Below are 19,702 nucleotides of genomic sequence, written 5' to 3' on the forward strand. Positions count from 1 at the left end.
AATGTATCTTCCGCCGGGCCGCATACCGTTAATTGCCCGAGAAAATGGTTTGAACCCCGGTTCTCGTGTCCGTCCAGACGCCGACAAACCCGAAAGGCGGTACCGTGCTTATCGTCGTGTAATTGCCAATGGACGGAACGGGTGTGGCGCTTCCCGCGTTCGGGTTGCTGGACACAGTGCTTTCCCTGCGGTTAAAGAAGCTGTTTCCGCCGTCCGCCGAAATGGCTACATACGTATCCAAATTAAATCCGTTAATCTGATTGGAATAGTAAAGAATGGTGACCAGTCCGCTTTTTGGAGACACGTCTATGGAAGGGAAAAAGTTCTGGGTACCTGCCGGAGCCGACGTAACCGAGACGGGAGCCGTCCAGGTTAATCCCTGATCGAAAGACCGGGACAAGAATACATCCGCATAGCCCTGCCGGTTATCCTGCCAGACCGCATAGAGGGTTCCGCTTGTGGCCAAAGCCGAATTGTCAACGGCGATATTCGCGCCAGTCGGCACCTCGAAGCCGTATCCCGTAACCGGCAAAATGGCAGGTACCAGCGCGACGGGCGAAACGATCACGGGCGTTTGGAAGGTAGCCCCGCCATCCAGCGAACGGCTGACTTCGAAGCGCGTAAACGGAGTTAACGAAATGTACGCCACATAGACAATCCCGGTAAGTCCGGCGGCAACGTCCCCGCGCGTCACATAATCGGCGTCCGGCGAAACGAGGGCCGGGCGCTGCCAGGTCAGACCGTTGTCAAAGGAACGCTGGAAGAAAATAACCGAGCCGCCCACAAAGTCCGTATTGTATTGATGAACATAGACCAGATAAACGCTGCCTTGATAGGTACTCGCCTGGGAATTGTCGAATGCCGCATTTACCTGCACGTTGTTGATAAACGTCGTAAACCCCTGGGCCGCAATGACCGGGGCCCCGAAGCTGATGCCGTTGTCGGTTGACGTATAGACGGCAATCGAGCCGTTGCCGGCTGCATCGAAAACATGAGACGCCACGATAAATACGTTCGGAAAACCGTACGCGACGACGTTCGATTCGCCTCCGATATATCCTGCCGGAAGCGGCAGAATAAGAGGCCCCCACGAAATGCCCTGGTCCACGGAACGGTAGACGGCAATCCTCGCCGAACCGGTCGTAAAATCCGTCGCTGCCGCCACGATATTGAGCGAAGTCAAGTAATTGGCAGCCACGCTGGGTGTCTGTGCAAGCGACCCGGCAGGAGATACCTGCGAATCCGCCATGTAAGACCGCCTCCTTTAGTGAATGTTAAAATCCGCCCCACGTCGTCTGAGTGCCTGTTCTGGTATCGGTCCAGACGGCGTAGAAATTGTCCGGCGGAACCGTGCCGACATCAATATAATCTCCGATTAGCGGCGTCGGGATGGGGCTGTCTCCGTTCGGGTTAAAAGAAGTCGTGGTCACACGGAAGTTGACAAACGTGCTTCCCCCGTCCCGTGACTGAGCCGCAAATACATCGAGATCGAAGCCGTTAAGCCGGTTCGTGTAATAAACGACCGTGATCGTACCGGTTTTAGGCGAAACCGTTATGGCCGGGAAGAAGTTCTGGGCGCCTGCCGGACTCGCCGTAATGGGAACGGGCGCGCTCCACGTTGTTCCCTGATCCGGCGAACGGGAAAGAAACACGTCCGCATATCCCTGCCGGTAATCCTGCCAGACCGCATAAATATTGCCGCGTCCGGGAGACAAAAGGGCGGTATCCGCCATAATGTTGGAGCAGGTCAGGACACGGAACTCGTAACCGGGAACCGGTAGCACAAGCGGAACGACCGATACGGCGGAGACCAGAATGGGCGGTCCGAAAGTTTTTCCCCCGTCCAGCGACCGTCTGATGTAGTAAGCTGCGGGAGTTGTCGTGTCGATCCAGGCGAAGTAAAGCTCTCCCCGCAATCCGATACCGACATCGGGACGCTCGGTATTCCTCATCACATTCGATAAAATCAACGGAGCTTCCCAAGTAATCCCTCCATCCAGGGACCGCTGAAAGGTTGCCACCGAAAAGCCGCCCGCATCGACATTGTACTGCCGGTTATAGGTCACATAAGCGTTGCCGAGATACGGACTCGATTGAGAGTTGTCATAGAACACCTTCGTCCAGTCGTCATTGATGAACGTTCCGTATCCGGGATTGACGATCGTCGGTGCCGAGAAGCTTAGCCCGTTGTCCGTGGACCTGTAAGAAGCTATCGTGCCGCTGGAATTACCGGGGAAAACATGCGCGACGATCAAAAACTGATTCGGAAATCCGTAAGCCGCAAAGGCGGCCTCCGCGCCGACAAACCCCGGCGGCAGGGGGAGGAACGAATTCGTCCAGTTCACTCCCGCATCCTGCGACCGGTATACGCCGGTAAGCGGCGGTCCCAGCGTAAAATCGGTCGCCGTTGCGATCATGATATTGGCGTTAAGCAAATTGACGGCTAGCGATGGCTCCTGCTTCGGATTGCCCGAAGCATTCACTTGAAAGTTCGGCATAGGGGCCTCCTTACCCATTCAAATCTCTTATGGTCAGCTTATGCCGGAGAAGCTGTAAGGCAATGGACAATCCGGAAATTAATAGCCTTCCCCGCCAATGTCCACACCCGTCAAATGCGGCGGAATAAACTGGAATAAACATCCGGCGCAGGGGCGGCACGCTTGTCCGTCCGTGCAATCAGCCGGGAAAGAAGGGATCTTATACATGAGTGATGTCGGCATTGTCATGCCGGTCTATCTTCAGAGACCGTCCTACTTGAAGGAAGCGATCGAAACCATCCTTAATCAGACGTATGCGGATTTCCGTTTTATCATCGTGATTGACGGAGTAACGGAGCAAATGGGACCGCAAATACGGCAGCTGACCGCACATGACAAGCGGGTGGAGATTTTGGAGAACGAACGGAATTTAGGCGTATCCGCTTCATTGAACCGGGGATTTCAGCGCCTTTTTGAAGATCCCGGCATCCGGTACGTAACCTGGGTGTCGAGCGACAACCGCACCCATCCCTATTTCATCGAGCTTCTGCGGCACGAGCTTGCGCACGCGCCCGAGGAAGTCGGGCTGATCTACAGCTGTTTCCGTGAAATAGACGCGGACGGAAAGCCTCTTCGCGACGAGGCCTTTCAGGAAGAATTCCGCCGGTATCAGAATAAGCCGAAAGAAGAGCTTCTCGACGTATGCATTGTCGGCGTATCTTTTATGTATAAAGCGTGCTACGCCCGGAAAATCGCCGGGTATCACATGGAGCCCGTCGAAGATTACGAATATTGGCTGAGATTATCTCATCTGTGCGACCTGCGGTATATACCCGTCGAGCTCGTGGAATACCGGGTTGACTCGGATTTCAGCATTTCCGCCCAGCTCAAAGGTTCTATCGAGCAGCACCGGCGCTGGCGGCACGCCTTCCGTCTGACCAAAAAACAGGCAAGGGAAAGACAAGGCATTCCTCTGGAAACGACCGTTTACGTACCGGTGGCCGATGCGTCCGGAAACCTCCCCGACCGGCTGGACCGCCTGCTGGACCAATACTACAGCAATTTTAAGACGGTCGTGGTAGACGTGACGCCGGAGGGTGCGTCAGCCGGTCTTCTTCACGGGATAAGGGATCCTCTGCTGAGCACCCGCTTCCTTCCTGGCATGCCGCCGGTCGAAGCCATCCTTGCCTGCCTGGAAGATCTCTCGACCCCATTCGCCGCCATCGCTTACAGGGAGAAAGATTTTGAATACATGGACCTGCAAGTCTTGACGGCCGCCCTGCGGAGCGCTCCCGAAGGCGCTTATTCCGTCTGCTACAACGGCGACCGGAGCGACCTCGCGTACCGCTTCTTTCCACAGGCGGCTATGCCCTCAACCGAGCTGTTTCGTTCCGCGAAGCTAAAGGAGCTTCTGCTCGGGTAGAAGCCGGCCTTCCTTCCACACCTCCCGGCTCCGGCACGCTTACACAAAATAACGCTTGGCGGATTCCGCCAAGCGTTTTAAACGTGCTGCTTCATCAGCCCGATCCCCAGCATGCCCAGCATGTGGGAAAACTGTGCGGCGTACAGGCCGGGAGAAAACTGCTCCGCCGCATGCCGGCACGCTCTGAAGCGGATTTCCTCGCGCAGCGGAACATTGTCCATCAGCTCCGAAATTTGCCGGAATGCCTCTTCGTGGTCATCGTGGGGATAGAACCTTCCCGTTACGCGGTCCGCGATAAAACTCCTGACTCCGTCCGAATCCGTCGAAACGACCGGGCAGCGGCAGCACATGGCTTCGAGCACCGCATAGCCGAAGCCCTCCACGCGTGAGGTGGAGAGCAACACGCCGCCGGAATCGCCGATAATGGAATACTGCCTTGCCATCTCCTGGTGCGGAAGATTCGGCACTACCGTCAAGCAGGACCACAGCCGGTAGTCCGCGACAAGCTTACGGAACTCTTCCTCTTCCGATCCCAGCGTATTATCCACATACATACGGATTTCAACCCGGCGTCCCCGCGTCCGGAACAAGCGTCCGACCTCCAGCAGACTCCGCCAGTTCTTGTTGGGCTCGATCCTCCCCACCCAGCCGATGATGGGAACCGGAGCGACGGGATAGCTTTCAAAACGGAAGCTCTCCATGTCGATACAGTTATGAAAGCTGAACTTTTTCATCCGGGCATAATAGGTCTCGAAAATCCGCATCAGATGGGGAGTCCGGGGATACAACACGGCATCGGCGTGCAGCAGGAGCAGCGGGGCGATCCGTTTCAGAATAAACACCGCTTCCTCCACGCTCCCCAGCCCCTGGGCCTCATAAATGATTTTGCCCGTGTATCCGCTTGACCGCAGGGGAAGAATCAGTTCGGCCACCGTTGAGATGATAACCGCCTCGAACCGTTCCCGGTTGACGATCTCCGTAATCTCCTTTTCGTCTTTCGTCACGTAAACGGGCACCCCGTCCAGATTCTGCATCCCCGTCCCTTCATGCAAATAAAGCAGGCTGCACGAGATGCCGATCTTCTTCAGCGCGATAACCCGCTGGCGGTTCAGCGTTTCCATTCCCCCGCTCGGGATGTAGAACACGAATAAAAGCTTCATGGCACACCTTCCTTCAAGCTGTTAAAAAGCACGGACGCCCCATGCAAAAGTCCACCCTTCTCCCACCTCGGCGGAAAGGGTGGACCTGAGCAATCCGCCGGGCGCACCCTGTACGCGTATACGGCGGACTGTGCAGCGGATCTTGCGGCGGTCCCGCAGCCGATCCCTATGGCACCAGGCGGCAATCCGCGCAAATCCGGCAGACCGGCCAATCGTATGCGGGCTGTGCAGCGTGCGTAACCCGCATGCCGGACCGGACGAATTGCCGCGTGCGACACGGCGGATATCCGGGCGGTCCCGGCAGCCGGAGGCGGCGTACCGCACGTGGATGCGGCACGCTATGCGCTGACCACGCGCTGACCGCACACGGATGCGGCGCATTGTGCGCCGTGCGTGCGTGGGCCGTGCCGGACGGCACGCCTAGTGCCGGGCGGCTTGCCCGCGGAAGCTGCGGCTGAATCGCCGGTGTATCCCGCCGTTACGGCCGGCCGCCCTATCTCCCGGCTTCCATGGAAGCGATGCGGGCGGCAAGCAGCGGGTTGTACCGGGCACGCAGCCCCGCCACTTCACGCTGGATGGCCGGCTGGTGATTCCGGCTGCCCATTTCCCCGTGGAGCCGGTACTGGGTCAGTTTCTCGTTCAGGAACTCGATCCGGACACCGGCTACGGCAAGGCGCAGCCACATTTCCAGGTCCTGCGTGTATCTGCACGTCTCGTCAAAATAACCGTAGCGCCTGAACAGACTTTTGTGCATCAGAACGGTGCAGCCGTTAATCGGATTGTACTGGAGCATGTAGGTGTACAGCTTCGTGGGCGTATTGAAATAGTGCGTATTCCCCGGATCGGTAGGAAAATTCGGCGCATACTGGACGCGCCCGCCCTCATCGACAACCTCGTAGTTCGTGAAGCTGATTTCCGCTTTCGCCTCGGCCAGCCCGTAAAGCTGGGCCGCCAGTTTATGCGGGTGAAAGCGGTCGTCCGAACTGAGCCAGGCGATATAATCGCCCGAAGCGTGGCGGATGCCGTGGTTGAGCGCCGAGGCTGTTCCGCCGTTCGCTTTTCCCAAATAATGAATCCACGGCAAGTAAGGCGTTATTTTGTCCTGATGCAGGGTCGAGCCGTCGTCAACCACGATGATTTCCCGTTCGGCGTATGTCTGGCTCAGCGCGCTGACGATCGCCTGATCCACATAAGCGCAATTGTAAAAAGGGATTATGATGCTCACCCGGGGCGGCATTCCCCCACCTCCTTCCCGCAGACGCCTGCCCGTTATCTGCGTTTTTTAATCCCTTTGCCGGCCTTCTTCCTGCAGGATTTGACTGCCTTGGCCGGCTGTTTGCGGAACCGCGCCGCCGGTCGTTTGCGGGACCGCACCGCCGGACGACTTCCTCCCGGCACAAGACGCCTCTGGCTTCGCGAATGCTGCAGCAAATACGGCCGGTAACGGCTGCGGACGCTCAGCACTTCCTCCCAGATAGCGGGCTGGTAAAGCATGGTCCCCATGCCGCCGTGTAGGCGGTACAATGTCAGCGGAGCGTCCAGGAAATCCAGCGGAAAACCGGCCAGCAGCACGCGGATCCAGAACTCGTAATCCTGGGTATACCGGAGCGTCTCGTCAAAATACCCGACCGTTCCGAACAGATCCCGGCGCATCATGACCGTGCAGCCGTTGACGGGACAGATTGACAGGAAGGCGTGCGTAAACTCATGGGGGTACCGGTATCTGGACGCCACATTCGCCTGCGTGACGGCTCCCGCCTCGTTGATCTGGTCGAAGGCCGTATGGCTGAAGATCGAGTTCCGTTCCAGCATGAACTGTACCTGACGGCCGATTTTATCCGGGTAAAAAAGATCGTCCGAGCTGAGCCAGGCCACATAGTCCCCGGTGGCGAGAGCAAACCCCATATTCAGGGCGGACGCGGCTCCCCCGTTCTCTTTTCCGATATAAATCAGCCGGTCCATGTAGGGTTTCAGTTTATCTTTGTGCTGCGTGGAGCCGTCATCCACTACAATCAGCTCGATATTCGTGTAAGTCTGGTTCAGCACGCTGGAAACCGCCTGATCCACGTACGGACAGTTGTAGAAGGGAATCACGACTGTTACTTTCGGCAGCATGCGTTCACCTCTTTTCCTTCAAAGGTGGTTGGGGCGGCCGTCAGTTCCGCCTGTAATAGTCCAGCGCATCCGCCAGGGATGTTTCGAAAGGAATCCGCGCCGACCAGCCGAGCGCCTTCAGGGCCGAGACATCCACCGGCCTGACAGGCTCCGGACGCGGCTTGTTCTCGACCTCCAGAGGCAGCGCCGCAGGAGTCAGCGTGCGGAAGACCGAGACGATCTCGCCGAGGGGACGCAGCCGCTCCGATCCGATCCCGTAGACCGATCCGGGTTCTCCGCGGCCGAGAATCGTTTCGTAGGCCGATACCGCGTCCCGCACGTCGAGATAGTCGCGCTCCTCGCCGAGGGACGACAGCCGGAACGCATCCGGCGGACCGCCTTTCTCCAGCGCCGCGATTTTACGGGCAAGCAGCCCGCAGATGCCGCCGGAAGGACCGGGGCCGACGAGGTTGGACGGCAGCGCCACCATGATCTGCTGCGAGAACCACCGGTGCCAGGACCGGGCGGCGTACAGCAGGAGCATTTTGCTGAAGCCGTACGGATGAGGGAGCGGCTCGCCGGGTTCGGCCGCGCCGAGCATGGAGCCCGCGACGAGAATCCGTGTGCCGGGCCGCGTGCGCAGCGCTTCCAGCAGATACACGGAAGCCATCAGGTTCGCCTGCAGGAACGCCGCGGGGTCCTGCCACGATTCGGCGACGGAATTGCGCCCGGCCAGGTGGAGAACCCAGTCCGGCTCCACTTCCGCTACCAGCGCCTTCACGTCCTCCTGCCGGGTCAAATCGCAGGCATGAAGCGTACCGGCAGGCATCCCGTCCGGCAGGCCGCCGGAATACTGCGCTTGAAGCGCGCGGAACGCATCCGGCGGATGATCCGCATGCGCCTTTCCGGGCCCCTTGGACGCGCGCGGTTCGCCTTGCGCCTCCGCACGGTCGGGTGCGGCCTCAGCACCTCCGTCCGCGCTGCCGACCAAGGTTCCCCGGTCCCCCGGCTTCCCTTGCCGCGAAGCCGCGCCGCGGACAACCGCGGCGACTTCATAGCCTTTGGCGGCAAAATAATCCCAGGCGGCGCGGCCCGTAAAACCCGCCGCTCCGGTGATCAGGATTCGAGACATTGCGCACACATCCATTCATCCAATTCCTTCAGCATCGTTTCATATCCCGGAATGGCGTAGTTCAGATCATCGCGCGTATTTTTGAGCGTCCGGTTCAACCGGACCGAAGCGTTTTTCCGCACCTCGATATCCGTGCGTCCGAACTGCTTGCGGAACAAATTCAACAGCTCGTATTTGCTGACTTTAACGGGGGCCGTCAAATGTACGAGGCCCGTTAGTTCCGGACGGTGCAGCGCATGCTCGACAAACTTGGCGAGCTCCAGCGTGGTGACGCCGTTCCAGTAAGCTCTCGTATAGCCGCCCACTTCCCCTGCCTGACTCAGGAACCAGTGCAGCAGCCCGATGCCCGAGTCCCGGATTTCGGGACCGATAATCGACGTGCGGACCGTCAGGTGCGGCGCTTCCCTCACTTCCCCCAGCGCCTTGGACCGCCCGTATACGCTGGTGCCGTCCGGCACGTCGTCTTCCGTGTGGTCCCCCCGGCGGCCCGAGAAGACACAGTCCGTGCTGATATGAATAAGCCGGCCTCCGGCCGCAAGAGCCGCTTCCGCCAGCTCGTGCGGGAAAATCCCGTTGACGCGGTAGGCGTTAACGGGGTCCGCTTCGGCAAACTGGTTCAGCACACCGATACAGTTAATGACGGCGTCGGGACGGAACGTGCCGATAATGCCCCGGATCCGGGCCGTGTCCCTGGCATCGGCCAGCAGCCCTTCCCGGTCGCTTTCGTCCCTTGTCGTGTAAGCGACCTGAAATCCGGGCAGACGGCGCAGATACCGGACCATCACATGTCCCGCCATCCCCTGCCCGCCGGTGACGAGCAGCTTCATGCAAGAAAACCTCCTTTAACGAGCAGAGCGCGGATCGCCTCTTTTTCCATCAAATTGTCTTTGGAAGAAAAGCTGCTGATTTCCGCCCTGGGATAGGGAGCGTAATGATCCTTGAGACCGGGGATTTCGAGCGTCGGCAGAATAACGAGATATTCCTCGTCGTAAAGGACCGTCGTCTGGCTTTCGAACTCCGTGAGCAAAATCTCGTGGATCTTCTCGCCGGGTCTCGTTCCGGTTTCCACTATGCCCACTCCCGTCTTGCCGGAAGCTTCGATAAGCACGTCGGCCAGATCGAGAATTTTGCAGGTCGGCATCGTCATGACGAAGATTTCGCCGCCCACGCTTTCTTCCGAAGCTTTGAAAAGCAGGGAAATCGCCTCTTCGAGCGTCAGGAAAAAGCGGGTCATGGCCTTATCCGTAATCGAAATCTGGTTTTTTTCGTGGATCTGCTTGTGGAACAAGTGAATGACGCTGCCGTTGGTTCCCAGCACGTTGCCGCCCCGGACACAAACAAACTTCGTATCCGTCCGCAAAAGGTTCGCTTGCACGATCAGCTTCTCTCCGATCGCTTTGGTCATGCCGTAGAAGTTGGAAGGGTTCGCCGCTTTGTCCGTCGAGATGTAAATCACTTTCCTGATCTTGTTCTCGATGGCCGCTTCGATGACGTACTGGGTGCCGACGACGTTCGTTTTAAGCGCTTCGTAGGGCTGCTCCTCGCATACCGGAACGTGCTTAAGGGCGGCCAGATGGAACACGTAATCTACCCCCTCCGTCGCGCGGATCAAAGCTTCCCTGTCACGGATATCTCCGATGCAGAAGCTGAGGCGGCTGTCTTCAAAAGAGCGCTGCATCGCCACCTGAGTCGATTCATTCCGGGAAAACACAATGATTTCCTTGGGGTCCTGCGGAAGAAGCTGCCGGATTAATTCATACCCCCAAGAACCCGTTCCTCCGGTAACCAATATCCTCGTATTACGAAACATGAAGGTTCCCTCCCAGTACAAATTTCACGACTTTTGCCGATACGTCCGTATCCAGATAGCCTTCCGGGCATTCCCAGTCCCGTGGCATCCGCGTCATCAGGTCCGCGGCGGACACAATCCGTTTCGCATCCAGTCCCGACACCACATTGCTGCCGCAGTCAATCGTCTCCGGCCGTTCGGTCGTCCGGCGAACGGTGACGGTCGGCACACGGAATATGCAGCATTCTTCCTGAACCGTTCCGCTGTCCGTCAGGACGCAGCCCGCATTTTTCTCCAATTTCACGAAATCGAAAAAACCGAAAGGCTCGTGAAACTCGACCAGCGGATGAACATTCAGCCCGTCTTCCGCCTCCAAGCGGGACTTGGTGCGGGGATGCAGGCTGCACAGGATGCGCTTGCCGAAGCGTTCCGCCACCCCGCTCAGACCGTTCATGATTTCGCGCAGATGAACGGGGTGATCCACATTTTCCGCCCGGTGGATGGTTGCCGCAAAATACTCTCCCGGCGTCAGGTTCAGACGCTCCAGCACGTCGCTCTCTTCGATCCGGCCGCTGTAGTGCTTCAGCACCTCGTAGATCGGATTGCCGGTGCGGACAATGCGCTGGCTCGGCACGCCCTCCCTGACAAGATGCTCCTTGCTCTGTTTCGTGTACGGCATGTTTATCGTGGACACCGCATCGATAATGCGGCGGTTTTTCTCCTCGGGTACGGTCAGATCGTAACAGCGGTTGCCCGCCTCCATATGAATGACGGGAATCCCCATCCTCTCGGCCAGAACGGCGCCCAGCGCGCTGTTCGTATCGCCCAGCAGCAGGACGCGGTCGGGCCGCTCCGCGTTCAGGATCGTCTCCAGCTCGCCGAACATCGTCGCAAGCTGCGCGCCGAGAGACTGCTGCCGGTCCTGGAGCACATGATCAGGCTGCCGCAATCCGAGTTCCCGGAAGAACACGTCGCTGAGCGTATACGTAAAGTTCTGGCCCGTGTGCACCACGACATGTTTCTCCGCCAATTCGTCAAGCTTGCGCATGATCAGGCTCAGCCGGATAATTTCCGGCCGCGTGCCGAGCAACGTCACGATTTTCAACGGTACCACCTTCCTTCCGTGATAGGCTTCTGTACTTGCTCCGCAGACCTGCCCCGAACGGGACGTCAGGCCGGTTTGGCGCCGGAGCGCCCTTTCCGCGCCGTCCGCGCGCTCTTGCGGCGGGCCGGCTTGGCGCCGGAGCGCCCTTTCCCCGCCGTCCGCGCGCCTTTGCGGCGGACCGGCTTGGCGCCGGGGCGCCCTTTCCCCGCCGCCCGCGCGCTCTTGCGGCGGGCCGGCTTGGCGCCGGAGCGCCCTTTCCCCGCCGCCCGCGTGCCTTTGCGGCGGGCCGACTTGGCGCCGGTCCAGGGCGGCGGAGGGGCTTCGTCCGGGAAGCTCAGGCCCGTGCCGAGCGGCCGTGAAGCCACCAGCGCCTCCGGAAGCTGCACCACGGCCGCCCCGAGCCGCTGCCGCTGCGCTTCTGTCACCGGGTAGCGGATGCCGTCCCGCAGCAGGTAGAGGCCCGGCTGCCCGCCCCTGGCTATTACCAGGGGGCCCGGTACATTTCCGAGGACGGGCGGCGCCTGCGGAACCGGATTGTTCTGCCGGGCCGCCAGCCTGTTTTCCAGCCTCGCCAGAAGCTGCTCCTGCCTGGACCGGTAAGCTTCGATCCCGAAGGCGCCCCGTGCTGCAGAGAGGTTCGCATTTCCAGTCTGCATCCGCAGCAGCGGGTCCTCGATCAGTTCTCTCATCCGGGCCGCGAGGTTCCGGGTATCTCCTCTCGGCACAAGAAAACGGGCATTCCCGGTATACGCGAGAATTTCCCGCAGTCCGCCGGAGTCGAAAGCGATCACCGGCTTGCCGAACATCATGCCTTCCAAAGCGGTCATACCGAAGCCTTCTTCGGTCAAGCTCGGAACGACGACGAAATCCATGGCCTTATAGAGCGGGGCCACTTCTTTTTCGAACGCGGTCCAATGAAATCTTTCTCCGTAACCCGACTGAACCGTCAGATCCCGGCACTGCCGGTAAAACACGGGGTCCGTCGGTTTGCCCGCAACCAGATAATGAACGTGGGGATAAGCGGGACAAAGCTCCAGAGCGGCGCCGATAAAATGATCCAATCCCTTGAGCGGATAAATGTCCGAAGCGATATAGCCCGCCAGCACTTGGCCGCCCCCGATGCCGAATCCGGCCCTGCGCTGCTCACGCAGCGGATCCCAACCGCCGTTCTCCGCCCCCTCCGCATGCCAGGACGGATAAATCACAATCTGCGAGTCGGTTTCCCTGGCGCCGAAAGGGGCCAAAGTCGCTTCCGAGATGCCCGCCACCAAGTCGGCATGCCGGTGAATAAACTCCGCCGAAACGGGCGTAAAAGCCGTATCCGTCATTTTTTCCGTAATCATCCAGAGCACCGGAATTCCGAGAGCCTTAGCCGCCACGGGCGGCAGCACGTTGACGCATGTATTGGAGATGACCAGATCAGGCCGATATTGACCGAGCACGCGCAGCAATTCCACCAAAGCTCCCGGCTCCCTGGCCGGCAGCCCATCCAATTTTCCCGCAAGACCGGCATCAGGGGTGTACACCTCCCACACGAGAGGGAACGGTACAACCAGGGTATAAATGCCGGCCGCCCGCGCCTCCCGGGAAAGAACACCTTCGCCCGGTACGACCAGGATGCAGTCATGCCGTTCTTTCAGTTCCCGGGCCATGAAAAGCAGCAGCTTCTCGGCTCCGGTTATATGCTGCCTGGAGCATAAATGCGAGAACAGCATGATCCTTCGTCCATTCATCGGATACATACCTCCGGATCAGGTATGGTGTTCACCTCCTTATCTGTGTGGGTAGTACAATATATTAGCGGGACATTCTACACGGCACGACAGTTGAACCCCTAACATTCGTACAATTTGGAAAAGGACCGGTCGTTTTCACGGTTCCCTGCCGTCCTACTCCCGGAGTGACACGGCGGACATCCCGCACATGCGCGGAAACGCGGCGGTTTGACAATTTTTGGCCGCAAAAAAAAGACTTCCCTGAGGAAGTCCCTGACGGGTACCCGCACCGGAACGCTATCCCGCCGGTGCCTCCGCTCCCAGAATGTGCTCCCCGTCCGTGACGCCCTGAGAGAAGCCGGCCTGGAAGCCGAAATCGTACCCTTCGTTAAAAGCCTGGTTATAGGCGGCATCGGCCGCGGTTCTGCGTCTCACGGCGTCGGATAGAGGCCGTTTTTTCCGCAGACTTTTCCCGCGGGCGCCTTTCTTCCCGCCGGTGCGCTTTCGGGAAACCGCTCCCGTTTTCCTGCTTTTCGCCGCGCCCGTCCCCGACGCTTTCTTCGGCCCGGACTTCCGTTTTACCGGAGCTTCCGATGCAGCCGCGGCGGCCGGAGTCAGCCGTTTCTTTAAAGGCTTTGCGGCGGCCGTTCCGGCCGTCCGCGCTTTTTTCACCGGTGCCGGTCCGGCCCCTGTCTTCTTGTTCATGGTAGCTCTCGTCCCTTCCCCGCAAGCGGTACGGGCAGGCGGCTGCCGCGCCTACGCGCTTCCTTTACTATATGCCGGTGCAGTCCCCGCCGCTTTCCGCGAGCGCCCATTACCGGTTTTTACGAATGATTCACCCGAATACGACCCGGAACAAGTCCGTCAGCCGGTTCGTAAACGTATGCTCCCTCATCGTCCTGCTCAGTCCGCGCAGCCCGATTTCCCTGCCCTCTTCCTGGTGAGTCATGTAATATTCAAGCTTATCGCGAAGCTCCTCGGCCGATCCGTAGGTCACAATCTCCGTACCGGGCTCGTAGAAGCGGGACAAATCGTTCCGGATATCCGTCAGCTGAAGCACGCCGCAGGCCGCAATTTCGAATGTGCGGGGATTGGGAGAAACAGCTTGGATTCCTCGGCTGTTGTTGTTGAACTGTTCATCGTCGTAAGCGCGGTGCAGATTGATAACGATTTTCGAGCCGTTGTAATAATCGGCCGTTTCTTCGGGCCCCATCCATTTATTAAGATTGATTCTCCCGGACAGTTTGGAATAAGCGGCGAGCCGGTCCCACCACAAGCCCGTAAAATGAACGTCGTGCCGGAGCAGCGTCGGCGTCAAGGAATTGAAAATCTGGATCCGGTTCCAGTACCCCGAGCCGACGAAGCAGGCCCCTCTGTTGTTCCCTGCGGCAACGGCTCGGGGACGGTAGACGGAAGGATTCACGGCGAGGGGCAGGTAGTAAACGTTCGGACATCCGCTCTCGCTGTAGAAGCTGACGCAGTTGAGCTCCATCGTGAACACATAGTCGAAAGACAGCGCCAGATTAAGCGTCACGTCCGTATAATACGGATCGTCCAGCAGCCACACGGCGGTTTTGATCCCCCACTTGCGGATAAGCTCCAGCTGATCCATCGGAAGCATCATCGCATCGAGCACCAGAACAAAATCCGGCATTTCCCGGGCCACCGTCAGCGCCAGATCTGGAGTAGGCTGGGCAAAGACGAGTTCCCGCACCATCGGGCGGATAGTATCGATAATCCCCGTATCCAGAGGGGAATAAGGAAGCCCCTTGCCGGACGTTACATAGAGCACTTTTTTATCCCAAAAAGCCGTGGGCGCAAGAGAAATCCGGTTCATGATCGACTCGCACCGGCCCAGCCGGTAACCGGCTTCGGCGCCCAGGGCGTACCCGTTCTGCCAGCCTTCCGCTTGTTTTGCGGCGAGAGACCGGCTCGTTTTGGACAGAGCAGCCATCTGCCCCACCTCCTTCTGCAAATTCCGTCTAGCCGAAAACGATTTGAAGCAGCTGGCCGAGCCTCGCTTCGAAGCTGTGGCTTACCCGCGTTCGCATCATTCCCCGGACGGCTATCTTTCTTCTTTCTTCCTCATTCTGAAGATAATAGAGCACTTTGCCTGCGCAGTCTTCCGGAGACTGGAACGTCTCTATTTCCGTTCCGGGCGTATAAAATTCCACGAGATCTCCCCGCAAATCCGTTAATTGAAACGCTCCGCAGGCCGCGATTTCATAGGTGCGCGGATTGATCGAGCCCGCCGGCAGCCCGATCGCATTTTTGCTGTACACGGGATCGAGAGGAGCCCGGTGCAGGTTTAATACGATTCTGGCCCCGTTATAAAACTTTGCCGCCTCGTCCATCGGCTTCCAGCCCAGGTGAATGCCCGCGCGCAGCTGCTTGTAATGCTTCAGCCGATCCCAGAGCGCGCCGATCAGCACCACTTTCCGGCCGGCCAGCACGGGAGCCAGCCTGTCGATAAAATCAATCCGGTTCGGAAAGGCGTTCCCGATGAAGCACACATCGCTCAGATAAGAAGGCTCCGCCGGCTGCGGGTAATAAATGTGACCTGCGGCGGCAAGCGGCAGATGGAATACGCGCTCGCAGCCGAGCGACCGGTAATAAGCGACAGCATTGCGCTCATGGGTGAAAATGTAGTCGTAATGAGGGACAATCGCCGGCGTCAGATCCATAAAATACGGATCATCCGCGAACCAGATCGCCGTCTTGATGCCAAGCCGCCGGACACCGTCCGCCTGGGCAAGGTGATCCTCCGGAAACACATGGAGTCCGTTAAGCACCAGCATCATATCCGGCCTGGAGGCGGCCGCCGTCTGAAGCATATGCTCCGCCTTGCACACGATAAGCTCCCGCGTCAAGCTTGCCAGCCCCTGCTGGATTCCCGCATCAATCGCCTCGAACCCCTGCAGGACGAACATGACGCGCTTCTCGAAAAAGGCGAAGGCCGGGGCGGGCAGCCGGTTCAGAACCGTCTGGCTGACTCCGTAGCGGCGGCCCTGTTCCCAGCCCCGGATGTAGCCTTCGCTCCGGGCCTTCTCCGCCATTTTCGCGGGGCGCAGGCGGCGCTCTCGTTTAACCCGTTTACGCATGGCTGGCTTCTCTCCCGTCCGACAGGTCCGTCAGCAGAAAATGGCGGAGAGCTTCCCTCCACGGCCGGAGCGGTGCCACACCGATCGCCCCGGCAGCCGTATCGGCCAACGCCGAATGTGCCGGTCTTGCCGCCGGGAGAGGAAACATGTCGGCCTTGACGCGCCTCAGCTTCACGCCATCCATGCCGAGGACCCGGATAATCTCGCGGGCGAATTCATACCGGGTGCAGACGCCTCCGTTCGAGCCGTGATACGTCCCGTATTCCTCCGTTTCAAGGAGCGACCCGATGAAGACGGCCAGATCGTAGCTGTAGGTCGGAGACCCGAATACGTCGTCCACCAGGCTCAGTTCGGCTCCTTTCCCGGCCTTCTCCATGATTTTCGAGACGAAATTGTTGCCGCCGCGGCCGTACAGCCAGGAGGTCCGGACGATAAAATGACGCTCGCAAAGCATGGACGCGAATTTTTCCCCGTGCAGCTTGGAGGTCCCGTAAACACTAAGCGGATTCGGTTTATCCCGCTCGATATAGGGGGCGCCTTTGCAGCCGTCAAACACGTAATCCGTGCTGACGTAGACGAACTTCGCCCCGATGCTCGCCGCCGCCTCGGCCATGTGCCAGGTACCTGCGGAATTGACACGGTAGGCCCGGTCGATCTCGCGTTCCGCCCCGTCCACGTCCGTGTAGGCCGCCGCATGGATAATAATTTCGGGCTGTTCCCGGAATACGGCGGCTTGGGCTGCCGCTCCGTCTCCCACATCCAGCTCGTGCCGGGTCAACGCGGCAAGCTTATGCCGCGGGGACAGCACCCGGATCAGATCGCTTCCGAGCTGCCCGCCCGCTCCGGTGATCAATATTTTCACAGGAGACCGCCTCCTTTCAACAGAGGATGTCCCCTGTATTCCCCGCTTAAAATCCGCTCCCACCAGCCGCGGTTCCGGACATACCAGTCAACCGTGGAGCGGATTCCTTCCTCAAACGTATGAGAAGGCAGCCAGCCCAGCTCGGCCGTCAGCTTGGAAGCATCAATCGCGTATCTTCTGTCATGACCGGGCCGGTCCGCAACGAAGGTAATCAAGGTGTCCGGCTTTCCCAGCTCCTTCAGGACACTCCGGGCGACCTCCAGATTCGTGCGTTCGCTGCCGCCCCCGACGTTGTAAACTTCACCCGGCCTCCCGGATTCAAGCACCGCAGCGACAGCCGCACAATGGTCCTCGACATGGAGCCAGTCGCGCACGTGCTCCCCGTCTCCGTAAAGAGGCAGCGGCAAATCCTGGAGCGCCCGGATAATAAGAGTCGGGATCAGTTTTTCGGGAAACTGCATCGGTCCGTAGTTGTTGGAGCAGCGTGTCACGGTAACCGGATAGCCGTAAGTTTCGTAGTAAGCCCGCGCCAGCAGATCCGAACCGGCTTTGGAGGCGGAATAGGGACTGTTGGGCGCAAGAGGAGTCTCCTCGCTAAAAACGCCGGAAGTTCCGAGAGTCCCGTATACCTCGTCTGTGGAAACATGGACGAACTTCGGAACGCCCGCACGGCGTGCGGCTTCCAGAAGCTGCTGGGTGCCCAGCACGTTCGTCCGCACGAAAGCGCCGGGTTCCCGGATGCTCCGGTCCACGTGAGACTCCGCCGCGAAATGTACGACGGCGTCTACGGAAGTTCCGCCCAGCAGCCGTTCCAGAAGCGGGGCATCCGCAATATCGCCGCGGATAAACCGGTAACGGGGCGAATCCTGCAGATCCGTCACATTATACGGATTGCCGGCATAAGTAAGCAGGTCCATGTTAATCAGGGAATCCTCCGGATGACGGCTGTGCCAAAAGCGGATAAAATTGCTCCCGATGAAACCCATACCGCCGGTTACGAGGAGAACGGCCATTAAACTTCCTCCTCCTTCCACATGTGGCGGATCGCCTCATACAAAGATTCGTGAGTTCCCGCATCCACCCACCAGTTTTTCAGTATCCGGTAAGCGAGCTTCCCTTTAAGGGCGTACGCATTGTTGACGTCCGTAATTTCCAGTTCCCCCCGTTTGGAGGGCCGGCAGGATTTCAGAACATCGAATACCCCGGCGTCATAGAAATAAATCCCCGTCACACTGTAAGAGGATTTCGGCCTTGCCGGCTTTTCATCGATACGGACGATCCGTCCTTCTTTCAAAACAGGTACTCCGTAACGTTCCGGATCCGGAACTTCCTTGAGCAGGACCAAAGCTCCTTCAGACTGGCTTTCGAAATCGCGAAGAAACGGCTCCAGAGAATCCTGAAAAAGATTATCCCCGAGCAGCATCACGAATTTCTCATCCCGCCCGACAAAACGCTCCGCAAGGCCGAGCGCTTCGGCGATCCCCCCGGCTTGTTCCTGAACCGCGTACGTAACGGAAACGCCCCACTGCGAGCCGCTCCCCAAATACTCCGTATACAGACCGGCGGATTGCTTGCCCGTGACCAGCAAAATTTCTTTCACGCCCGCTTCCTTCAGCTTCATGACGGAATAATGAATCATCGGATATTTCCCGACAGGCAGAAGATGCTTATTCATCAGGTTCGTCAGGGGACGCAGTCTGCTTCCCGTTCCACCCGCCAGTATAACTCCTTTCACCAGGCATACCCCTTTCCCGCATGCTTTCCGGAAAACAAGAAAGCCGCTGCCAAACTTCACGATTTATTTTCCAGTTCATTCCTGAGGGTCATATGGTAAATCATATGCTTTTCCCCATTCCGCGAATAAGGACTTCCAACCACTCCGCTTAAAATTGGCTTTTGTACGGGGTTATTTGTCCCGGTATAAAAAAGAAAAACCTTCCCGTTAAAGGAAGGTTTTTAATGAACGTTCGTTCTTTATAAAACTCAGTCTGCCGTATCAGCCTTGGAGCCGACCGCAATCCAGTTTAAAACGACGTCGAACGCGAGTCCCGGCTGTGTCCTGACAATCGAGAGTACGGCCGTTTTCACTGTTTTCTGTTTGCATACCGCATAGCAGGCCGGATGGCTTCCGGTCGCCACAAGCACGTAAGAAGCATTCGCAAAAGGTTCCTCGAAGGAAATCCCGATTTCCAGCACGTCGTCCTGTTCCTGGAAGCTGAAGGGCGCCAGACCGAACTGCTGAAGCACGGCCTTCTTGCCCGAAGGAGCCTGAACCGGCCGGAAGGCCAGCTTGCTCTCATCGACCGCCTCAGCCGCCAAATGCCCGGCATGCACGGATTCAGGGGCCAGCTTCGTTTCCGTTACGGAGCCTTCCGCCAGGTGGATCGGCTGGACCGCGCCTGCGGAAATTTTGCTGAACGTAATGCTTTCGTCGGCCAAATGTCCGTTCTCGACGGATTGACTCCGGAGATGCTCCGCTCCGACGGAACCCGCAGCGATTTTGTCTTCCGTGACAGAACCGTTTACGAGGTGCTCCGTCCCTACGGCATCGGCTTGCAAATGTGCACTTCCAACGGCCGATGGCGCCAGCTTAACGGAAGAAACCGCTTCGTCCGCAAGCTTTTCACCGGTCACCGCCTTGTTCGCGATAACGAGAGACAGAACCGAGGACGCCTGCAAATGCTGGCTCGAAACAGATCCCATCGTCAGGTGATCTTCCGTAATGCTCTTCGGAGCCAACCGGGCATCGCGATGATCGGCAGGCTCCCGGTTCGAAAGCGCGTCCGGATGAAGGTGCGCCAGCGTGATAGCCCCCGGTCGGACGTGATCGCCTGTTACGGCTCC

At 58.7% G+C, this 19,702-nt stretch carries 17 protein-coding genes and 1 pseudogene; 1 reads left to right on the top strand and 17 read right to left on the bottom strand.

Annotation, left to right across the window (positions count from 1 at the left end; genetic code table 11):
- Positions 1 to 28 precede the first annotated feature (28 nt).
- Both C4S74_RS13250 and C4S74_RS13255 read right to left on the bottom strand, forming a co-directional pair.
- Positions 29 to 1,249 carry a sialidase family protein gene (locus tag C4S74_RS13250; RefSeq protein WP_103995790.1) on the bottom strand — a complete coding sequence of 407 codons (1,221 nt, stop codon included), beginning with the start codon at positions 1,247 to 1,249 and terminating at the stop codon, positions 29 to 31.
- A gap of 25 nt (positions 1,250 to 1,274) precedes the next feature.
- Positions 1,275 to 2,498 (bottom strand): sialidase family protein, encoded by a 1,224-nt coding sequence (locus C4S74_RS13255; protein WP_103995791.1) that lies wholly within the window; start codon positions 2,496 to 2,498, stop codon positions 1,275 to 1,277.
- A 205-nt stretch (positions 2,499 to 2,703) separates the two neighbouring features.
- Between C4S74_RS13255 and C4S74_RS13260 the strand changes: the two genes are divergently transcribed.
- On the top strand, positions 2,704 to 3,900 hold the full coding sequence (locus tag C4S74_RS13260; RefSeq protein ID WP_103995792.1) for a glycosyltransferase family A protein: 1,197 nt from the start codon (positions 2,704 to 2,706) through the stop codon (positions 3,898 to 3,900).
- A gap of 77 nt (positions 3,901 to 3,977) precedes the next feature.
- Here C4S74_RS13260 and C4S74_RS13265 read toward each other — a convergent pair whose 3' ends face one another.
- From C4S74_RS13265 to C4S74_RS13335, 15 genes and pseudogenes are all read right to left on the bottom strand, one after another.
- Positions 3,978 to 5,060, bottom strand: a complete 1,083-nt coding sequence (locus C4S74_RS13265) for a glycosyltransferase family 4 protein (RefSeq protein ID WP_103995793.1) — start codon at positions 5,058 to 5,060, stop codon at positions 3,978 to 3,980.
- Positions 5,061 to 5,553: 493 nt separating this feature from the next.
- Complete coding sequence (locus C4S74_RS13270; protein ID WP_103995794.1) at positions 5,554 to 6,297, bottom strand: glycosyltransferase; 744 nt, start codon at positions 6,295 to 6,297, stop codon at positions 5,554 to 5,556.
- A gap of 32 nt (positions 6,298 to 6,329) precedes the next feature.
- Positions 6,330 to 7,175, bottom strand: coding sequence for a glycosyltransferase (locus C4S74_RS13275; RefSeq protein WP_103995795.1), 846 nt, complete (start codon positions 7,173 to 7,175; stop codon positions 6,330 to 6,332).
- Positions 7,176 to 7,215: 40 nt separating this feature from the next.
- Complete coding sequence (locus C4S74_RS13280; RefSeq protein WP_258042479.1) at positions 7,216 to 8,286, bottom strand: NAD(P)-dependent oxidoreductase; 1,071 nt, start codon at positions 8,284 to 8,286, stop codon at positions 7,216 to 7,218.
- On the bottom strand, positions 8,271 to 9,113 hold the full coding sequence (locus tag C4S74_RS13285) for an SDR family oxidoreductase (protein WP_103995797.1): 843 nt from the start codon (positions 9,111 to 9,113) through the stop codon (positions 8,271 to 8,273). Before C4S74_RS13285 ends, C4S74_RS13280 begins: the two co-directional genes overlap by 16 nt.
- Complete coding sequence (locus C4S74_RS13290; protein WP_103995798.1) at positions 9,110 to 10,096, bottom strand: polysaccharide biosynthesis protein; 987 nt, start codon at positions 10,094 to 10,096, stop codon at positions 9,110 to 9,112. Before C4S74_RS13290 ends, C4S74_RS13285 begins: the two co-directional genes overlap by 4 nt.
- Positions 10,086 to 11,180 (bottom strand): non-hydrolyzing UDP-N-acetylglucosamine 2-epimerase, encoded by a 1,095-nt coding sequence (wecB, locus tag C4S74_RS13295; RefSeq protein ID WP_103995799.1) that lies wholly within the window; start codon positions 11,178 to 11,180, stop codon positions 10,086 to 10,088. The genes C4S74_RS13290 and wecB overlap by 11 nt, the downstream gene beginning before the upstream one ends.
- A 635-nt stretch (positions 11,181 to 11,815) precedes the next feature.
- A pseudogene (locus C4S74_RS13300) lies at positions 11,816 to 12,922 on the bottom strand (glycosyltransferase family 4 protein); the annotation flags it as partial.
- A 270-nt stretch (positions 12,923 to 13,192) separates the two neighbouring features.
- Positions 13,193 to 13,600, bottom strand: coding sequence for a hypothetical protein (locus tag C4S74_RS26560; RefSeq protein WP_181024409.1), 408 nt, complete (start codon positions 13,598 to 13,600; stop codon positions 13,193 to 13,195).
- A 130-nt stretch (positions 13,601 to 13,730) separates the two neighbouring features.
- On the bottom strand, positions 13,731 to 14,849 hold the full coding sequence (locus tag C4S74_RS13310) for a glycosyltransferase (protein ID WP_103995801.1): 1,119 nt from the start codon (positions 14,847 to 14,849) through the stop codon (positions 13,731 to 13,733).
- 28 nt (positions 14,850 to 14,877) lie between these two features.
- Complete coding sequence (locus C4S74_RS13315; RefSeq protein WP_103995802.1) at positions 14,878 to 15,996, bottom strand: glycosyltransferase; 1,119 nt, start codon at positions 15,994 to 15,996, stop codon at positions 14,878 to 14,880.
- Positions 15,989 to 16,858 (bottom strand): dTDP-4-dehydrorhamnose reductase, encoded by an 870-nt coding sequence (rfbD, locus tag C4S74_RS13320; RefSeq protein ID WP_103995803.1) that lies wholly within the window; start codon positions 16,856 to 16,858, stop codon positions 15,989 to 15,991. The genes C4S74_RS13315 and rfbD overlap by 8 nt, the downstream gene beginning before the upstream one ends.
- Entirely contained in the window at positions 16,855 to 17,871 is a 1,017-nt protein-coding gene (gene rfbB, locus C4S74_RS13325; RefSeq protein WP_103995804.1) for a dTDP-glucose 4,6-dehydratase, read from the bottom strand. Before rfbB ends, rfbD begins: the two co-directional genes overlap by 4 nt.
- Positions 17,871 to 18,593: a sugar phosphate nucleotidyltransferase gene (locus tag C4S74_RS13330; RefSeq protein ID WP_181024410.1), complete on the bottom strand. Its 723-nt coding sequence runs from the start codon at positions 18,591 to 18,593 to the stop codon at positions 17,871 to 17,873. The genes rfbB and C4S74_RS13330 overlap by 1 nt, the downstream gene beginning before the upstream one ends.
- A gap of 248 nt (positions 18,594 to 18,841) precedes the next feature.
- On the bottom strand, positions 18,842 to 19,702 hold an 861-nt coding region (locus C4S74_RS13335; RefSeq protein WP_181024411.1), incomplete at its 5' end, for a WIAG-tail domain.

The sequence above is a fragment of the Paenibacillus sp. UNC499MF genome, assembly GCF_900107975.1.
In the GTDB taxonomy this organism is placed as follows: domain Bacteria; phylum Bacillota; class Bacilli; order Paenibacillales; family NBRC-103111; genus Paenibacillus_F.